This window comes from Malonomonas rubra, assembly GCF_003247215.1.
GTDB lineage: Bacteria > Desulfobacterota > Desulfuromonadia > Desulfuromonadales > Geopsychrobacteraceae > Malonomonas > Malonomonas rubra_A.
Genome location: NZ_QKAP01000006.1, coordinates 40,442 through 46,686, shown reverse-complemented (window position 1 = coordinate 46,686; position 6,245 = coordinate 40,442). Strand labels below are relative to the sequence as shown.

6 protein-coding genes and 1 tRNA gene are annotated in these 6,245 nt (G+C 48.6%); 2 read left to right on the top strand and 5 right to left on the bottom strand.

Annotated features, from left to right (window positions below):
* The first annotated feature begins 155 nt into the window (after window positions 1-155).
* Window positions 156-232 (top strand) — tRNA-Arg (locus tag Q7J88_RS00365).
* A gap of 608 nt (window positions 233-840) precedes the next feature.
* Here the strand turns inward: Q7J88_RS00365 and Q7J88_RS15280 are convergent.
* Entirely contained in the window at window positions 841-960 is a 120-nt protein-coding gene (locus Q7J88_RS15280) for a hypothetical protein (RefSeq protein WP_369681929.1), read from the bottom strand.
* A complete protein-coding gene (locus tag Q7J88_RS15275) occupies window positions 929-1,183 on the bottom strand; it encodes a patatin-like phospholipase family protein (RefSeq protein ID WP_369681928.1) in 255 nt (84 codons plus the stop codon). Before Q7J88_RS15275 ends, Q7J88_RS15280 begins: the two co-directional genes overlap by 32 nt.
* Window positions 1,184-1,435: 252 nt before the next feature.
* Here Q7J88_RS15275 and Q7J88_RS00360 point away from each other — a divergent pair, with 252 nt between their 5' ends.
* The gene (locus Q7J88_RS00360) at window positions 1,436-2,803 is read left to right on the top strand and encodes an OprD family outer membrane porin (RefSeq protein WP_303720166.1); all 1,368 of its coding nucleotides are present in this window, start codon (window positions 1,436-1,438) and stop codon (window positions 2,801-2,803) included.
* A 317-nt stretch (window positions 2,804-3,120) separates the two neighbouring features.
* On the opposite strand, the gene Q7J88_RS00355 is transcribed toward Q7J88_RS00360, so the two are convergent.
* The 3 genes from Q7J88_RS00355 to Q7J88_RS00345 form a co-directional block, all read right to left on the bottom strand.
* Window positions 3,121-3,891, bottom strand: coding sequence for a DUF169 domain-containing protein (locus Q7J88_RS00355; protein ID WP_303720165.1), 771 nt, complete (start codon window positions 3,889-3,891; stop codon window positions 3,121-3,123).
* A gap of 103 nt (window positions 3,892-3,994) precedes the next feature.
* Window positions 3,995-4,219 carry a hypothetical protein gene (locus Q7J88_RS00350; protein WP_303720164.1) on the bottom strand — a complete coding sequence of 75 codons (225 nt, stop codon included), beginning with the start codon at window positions 4,217-4,219 and terminating at the stop codon, window positions 3,995-3,997.
* Between the two features lie 68 nt (window positions 4,220-4,287).
* The gene (locus tag Q7J88_RS00345) at window positions 4,288-6,237 is read right to left on the bottom strand and encodes an FAD-dependent oxidoreductase (protein WP_303720163.1); all 1,950 of its coding nucleotides are present in this window, start codon (window positions 6,235-6,237) and stop codon (window positions 4,288-4,290) included.
* Window positions 6,238-6,245 lie beyond the last annotated feature (8 nt).

Here is a 6,245-nt window from a genome sequence, read left to right as displayed (position 1 = left end):
CGCAAAGTCTATGGTGCGATTGCTGTAGGGTTGCTTATTATTGCCGGGTTTATTCTATTATTGATGCGCAAGACGTACGAGGAGGAAGAGTAGCGCGTTCGTACCAAGATTGCGGTTGCAATTTGCCGGGAGATAGTTTATATAGAACAGCCCGTGCGCGATTAGCTCAGATGGATAGAGCGTTGGCCTCCGGAGCCAAAGGTCACAAGTTCGAATCTTGTATCGCGCGCCAATGAATTCAAAGGGTTACGGTTTTTGCCGTAACCCTTTTTTGCGTCTGTGCCCAAATTGTGCCCGCCCGGTGCCCACCTTTTTAAAATCTGACCTTTGGCTTGTTGAAATCTACCTGCTTTGGATGTCCAACGGTCAATTTGTCATGCACCAATTATAAGAACTCGAGCTTTGATGACTGATAAATCAGGGATGTATAACAGAAATAAAATCGTGCCAAATTGATTTTTGAGTTTTTCAAGCCTAAGACTAGCTGTAAATGACCGTTGGCCGTATCCTTTACTTATTCTGATTAAATCTAAGCATTCTTGGTCGAATGCCATCCACCAATTATCACGACTGCTGACTACCAGTGTTGGGGTTCTCGCATTTCAGGATTAGTGGGAATGGTTTACGTACAGCCCCAGTAGGCCCCCAAATCAATCCAGAACATAATTTAGGATACCATCAAAGTGACCTCCTCCCATTAAGGGTCATTTTGCCCGAAATCTCTACTTTTGGCTTGTCCAATTTTCCGGGGGGAGGTCAAACGTCAACACTCCCCATTTTTCGGTCATTCACTCCTTTAGATACACAGAAATGCCTCGGTCGATTGGCCGAGGCATTTTCTTATGACCCAGGCAATACAGGATTGTTTGCCCAAATACCGCCATCAAGGTAACTCTCTACTGGAAATTGAGTATCAATGATTGCTTCATCAAAATATGTCGGTGCGGCAGAGGATGCCAATGCTGCTCCTACAGCAGATATTGATGTAAATGCCGTGCGGTCGAGGGTATGAGCAGTAGCAATAGCTTAGACCCATGGCGAGAATCGTACCTGTCGATGTTCCTGCAACAAGATCGAAATGTTTTACTAATTGATTTCCGCCGCCACTCTTAATCATTTCGTCCCATTTGGCAAGGACGGCAGCTGTAAAGGCGCCTCTGAGGCCACCCCCAGCAAGCGACAAAATTCGGAATAAACGACCATTCGAAATATTGTGACGGACAAGTGGTGCCCATTTTATTAGAAAGCTCTTATTGTCCTAAAATGAAAATCCGCGAGACGGTGGAAAACGACCATATTTCACGTTGTTATCAGTTGTGTGGTGCTGTTTACCGCTTTTTTATCCCAAAAGAAGACGTTGTGCTCTTTCTGTTGTGCCTGAAAAGCTCAGTGATAACAGGTACCTATGCTGCTCTTTTGCTTTTGGTTGGTTGGTATGCAAGTTGCGATTAAGCCGCCGAAATGGGGTGTTGTCGGGTGTTTTTGTGCAGAAAGCATCCTGCTAACCAAGATGATGGTTTCTGTAAACCATCCTAATCCATCACCAGAAGCAAGGAGGAAGGTTCGTATGAGAAAGATTGTTGTTGGTTTGTTGCTGCTCTGCCTGTCCACACCGGCCATGGCTGCTGACAGCGTGAAGGAAATGTTTGCCAGCGGGAAATTCAAGGGGAAAATCGAACTGATGCATTATACCCGGGATTTCAACAAGGGAGTCACAGACAACCAGGATCAGGCGATTGGTGGAGTTTTTTACTACAAGACCGACAGTTTCAAAGGGATCAGCCTAGGGGCCGCATTTGCGACCACAAACGACCTTGATAGTGATGACGAGAAAGGTACCTATGGTTTGCTCGCCGCTAATCATGAAAGCGTGACCCGGATACAGGAGTATTACGTTCAAGGCGACTATTTCGATACCACGGTTAAGGTCGGTGGGCAGGAGGTTTTTACTCCATTTTTGTTTATCCATCCTGTCCGCATGATGCCCAGAACTTTCCGTGGGACGTCCGTTGTTAACAAGAGTGTTGAAAACCTTAAGTTGATGGCTTTCTACCTCGATGCCGCAGCAGATTGGGACGATGAGAATTTTGTCAACATCTCGAAAATTGCAGGTCCAATTTATGCTAACGATGGCTCCGTGCGGGATGAAGCCGCAATCATTTTAGGTGCTAGCTACAAGCTTCCAATTGAAGGCTTAGATGCGGATGTCGAAGCTTGGGGCTTCAAAATGGACAAAGTTATTGATCAGTACTATCTCAAGGCTAAGTTGTGTAAAAAAATCAATGACGTTATGCTTTTTGGCTGCATGATGTACGCTGATCAAAAAGATGATGGCGATGCTTTGAGAATTCGTTCCACTGGTAAAACAGGTATCGATACATACCAGTTTGGTGTCGACGCAGGTGTTGCGGCCTATGGCTTTACTTTTGTGGCAACATACTCAAAGACCGGTGACGATCCTGTGTATGACCCATGGGGATACAGTAAAGCCATTGTTCAGCAAGTTTTAAACGCAGGTTTGCTCGCTGATGAAGATGCATATGCTGCGAGACTTTCTTATGATTTTAGCGGTTTGGGCGCCAAAGGATTGAGTACTTATGTCTTCTATGCTGAATATGACGGTGTTGCAACTCATTCGCTTGAATCGGTTGACTCGAATGAAACAAACTTTGATGTCCAGTATGCTTTTTCGGGAAGCCTCGAAGGGCTTGGATTGCGTGTAAGGCATGCCATTGTTGACAACTACTATGGTAGAGGTTTTGACGCAAAAGATACGCGTTTCATTGTAACGTATAAATTCTAGGATTTTCCAAACACAGACTAGCCGGATGTGTTTGGACTTGGTACCCCTCCCGAGATTTGCCTCTCCGGGAGGGGCTTTTTTACCTCGATTTTTGTTGATGTTTTAGAAACGTATGCTGACTTAGTTTTTTAACAGGCGTGCATTTATACTGATTTAAGCAGGATGGAAGATATTCAATGGAATTAAGTCTTTTTGTCGCTGTTCGATCGGTCCACTATTGCGGGTCGACTGAACAGTTGGATGGGGCCCCAAAAAGACCAGGCAGATAACGTGAAAAGTCGGTATGAACAATTGATATTAACAGCAGTGGGTAGGTGTCAGTGCAGATCACAGGTGCATCCCATCTCTACGGCCATCTCCTGCCAGTGGTCCATGCGCCGCTGTAGCTCCGCCTTGCTTTCCGCGTCCTCGCGTAAGGCAATGGTTGTCCAATCCATCTCGTCCAACGCAGTCACCACCTCATCGATTTTGTTGAAGGGGATGGAGATCATGCGCAGACCGGCTTTAAAAATATTGCGGCGCTTTAGTCCGTGATAAAAGCCGGTTGTAATGTGGTTGACCTTGCCGGAAATCAGCGGGTAGGCATACATCCAACTACAGCTGATAACCGGTGTCGATTTTGATTCCCAAAAATCACCGGAAATATAGCTGGTCGCACGCATGACAATATCTGCTTGCGGGATATCGGCAAAAAGGACAATGAGGTCCGGATCGAAGTCGCAGTTAGCTACCGGGGCAAAAACAACGTAATTGATCGCCCCGGGCACCAGAACCGGCAGGTTCTGGTAGAGCTTGCGGCAGCCGGCAAGGGTTTTGTAAACACCGAAATCCAGTCCGGCCTGGCCGCTGGCTGTCACCGGTGGCTTGGGGATCATTCCCAAAGCCATCTTGCCGTAGCAGACATCGTTCTCTTTTGTGACGTAAAACTTTTTGCCGCTGTCTTGCGCCTCTTTCACGTACTGACAGAACGCCAGCTGCTTGTCGCAGTGTTCAATCCCTTCCGGTTTGACCGGCAGATACTGTACGGCAACCGCGGGAATTTCCAGTTTCAACTGGGCAAACATCTTTTTTGCTTTGTCGCTTAACATGATAGTTCCATCGGACGGGGGTATTCTCAACGTATTGATAAGTAGATATTTTGCACGAGCAGGGGAAAAATATTTTGGAGATTGTGCAATTTGATTTCGTTATTTATTTTTCAGCCATGGCAGCAATCGTTTGGATCGGACGATGTTGATCAATAAAATCAACCACCTGTATTGCCAATCCCCCGACGATTAATGCAATGAGCAGGGATGGCAGGATGTCCCTGAACCAGTGGAACGAAATTTTGCACCATATGTTTTGAGGGGAGGGCTGGGTTTCCTCTTTGGATAAAACATGCTCTGCAGGGTTTGTTTCCAGTCGCATTGTCATGTTTCACCGCCTTCCATTCTTCCCCGCTTGCCTGGTCTGCAAGTTCCAGCGTTGTTATAGATTGCTTTTTAAAGGTCGAGGGCCGCGTGGTGGCCTTGGTAAATTGCCGTGGTAATGGTTGAGGCTTTGACGCAGTCGCCGATAGTCGCGATCTCTGGAGCAGCATCAAGCAACGTGTCAACAACCTCTCGGCGTGGTTTCTGGCCCAGTGCGAAAATGACGGTTTTCCCCGGTACGAGTATCTGGTTACCATCCTGATCCTCACAGAGAACTCCATCTGCCGTAACTTCACGGCCTCTATGAGAAGTTTTGACCACAACGCCCTGTTTTTTAATTTCTTCAAGCAGGAGAGGGCGGTGGCGGATGTTGGCGTCCGGTGCAAGCTCTTCTCTCATCTCGACCAGTTGGACTAATTTGCCTTCCATCGCCAGATGAACAGCCGCTTCACAGCCAGCTTGACCGCCACCAAGGATAACGACGGTTTCGGCAACCTGATCTTTTTTCAGATAATAATCGTTGACGATAATAACCTGTTCGTTGTCCAGACCGGGGATGGCTGGCACGATTGGTTCCGATCCTGCTGCAATGATGATTGCGTCAGCGTTGACTTGCGCTGCAAACTCCTTGTCCACTTCCGTATTGCAGCGGATTTCGACACCGGCGTCCTGTGCCAGCTTCGTCAGGGTCGTTCCGAGTTTGTACATCTCCTGTTTGAAGAGGATGGCTTGTTCGCTGACGAGAATGCCGCCGGTCTGCGCTGCTTTTTCACAAAGAATGACCTGATGTCCGCGTTGGGCGGCGGTCAGTGCCGCCTGTAGCCCGCCAGGACCGCCACCGACAACCAGGACTTTTTTCGAAACTGCTGCAGGGCTGATCTCCATTCCGTCCAGTTCGCGTCCGATGACCGGATTGACTGCACAGCGGCGGGTTGCAGTCATCGCTCTTTCAGCCATGCAGGTGAAACACCTCAGGCAGTGAACAATGTCGTCAGCGCGGTTTGCCATCACTTTTTTCGGTAGTTTCGGGTCTGCTAGCAGCGCCCTGGCCATCTCGACGATATCTGCTTTTCCGGAAGCGATGATCTCTTCCATCATCTCCGGATCGTTGAGGCCGCCGACGGTGGCGACCGGTACCTTGACATGTCTCTTTATCTCGGCTGCCAGATAAACATTGCTTCCATGTGGCAGGAACATCGAGGGGTGGGTTTGGCCAAACCCTCGTTGATAGGTACCGGCGGAAACATGCAGCAGGTCTATTCTAGATTCCAGCAATTTGGCAATTTCAATGCCTTCGTCCAGATCATAGCCGCCTTCGAAAAGTTCGGAGCCGCTGAGCCTGAATTCAATTGGAAAACCCGGTCCGACAGCGTTGCGGATGTTGTCGAGAACTTCCTGGGCAAATCTGCCCCGGTTTTCCAGTGATCCACCGTATTGATCTGTTCTGTGGTTGAAATAGGGGGACAAAAACTGGTTGATCAGCCAACCATGACCGCCATGAACCATGATCATCTCGAAGCCGGCTCTTTTGGCCAGGCCTGCTGTTTCGCCGTAAGCTTTAACGATGTCCTGAATCAGTTTTTCAGTCAGCGCTTTTACTTCAAGACCGTCCGGCCGTGTCCAGTCGCTTGGTCCCCACTGGTTGAGGCTGCCTTTTATGGTTTTATCGGTCAGGTAGGTTCCCGCGTACTGGCCGGAATGCGAAAGCTCAACACTGGGAATGGCGCCGTGACGACGGATGGCATCCGCCGTGTAGGCAAAGCTTGATAATGCCCCGACGGTCTTCAGGTCGAGATGGAACATGTGCGAGCCTTCAGTTTCAGGATGAACGACAAGCTCACTGACGGTCACCGTGGCGGCTCCGCCTTTGGCGCGATTCTCGTAAAAAGCTGTCGAAGCCCTGCCGATGGTGCAGTCAGCGGTAATGTCGGTACCTCCCATCGGAGCGCCGAACATCCTGTTTCTATAGTAGGTATTCCCGATCTTAATCGGCTTGCACAGATTGGGATATTTTTTTTCCATTGTCTTTC

Bases quoted from the DNA above. Each gene is read 5' to 3' on its own strand.
- Q7J88_RS00360 (WP_303720166.1), top strand. From the start codon at position 1,436: ATGCAAGTTGCGATTAAGCCGCCGAAATGGGGTGTTGTCGGGTGTTTT.
- Q7J88_RS00355 (WP_303720165.1), bottom strand. From the start codon at position 3,891: ATGTTAAGCGACAAAGCAAAAAAGATGTTTGCCCAGTTGAAACTGGAA.
- Q7J88_RS00350 (WP_303720164.1), bottom strand. From the start codon at position 4,219: ATGACAATGCGACTGGAAACAAACCCTGCAGAGCATGTTTTATCCAAA.
- Q7J88_RS00345 (WP_303720163.1), bottom strand. From the start codon at position 6,237: ATGGAAAAAAAATATCCCAATCTGTGCAAGCCGATTAAGATCGGGAAT.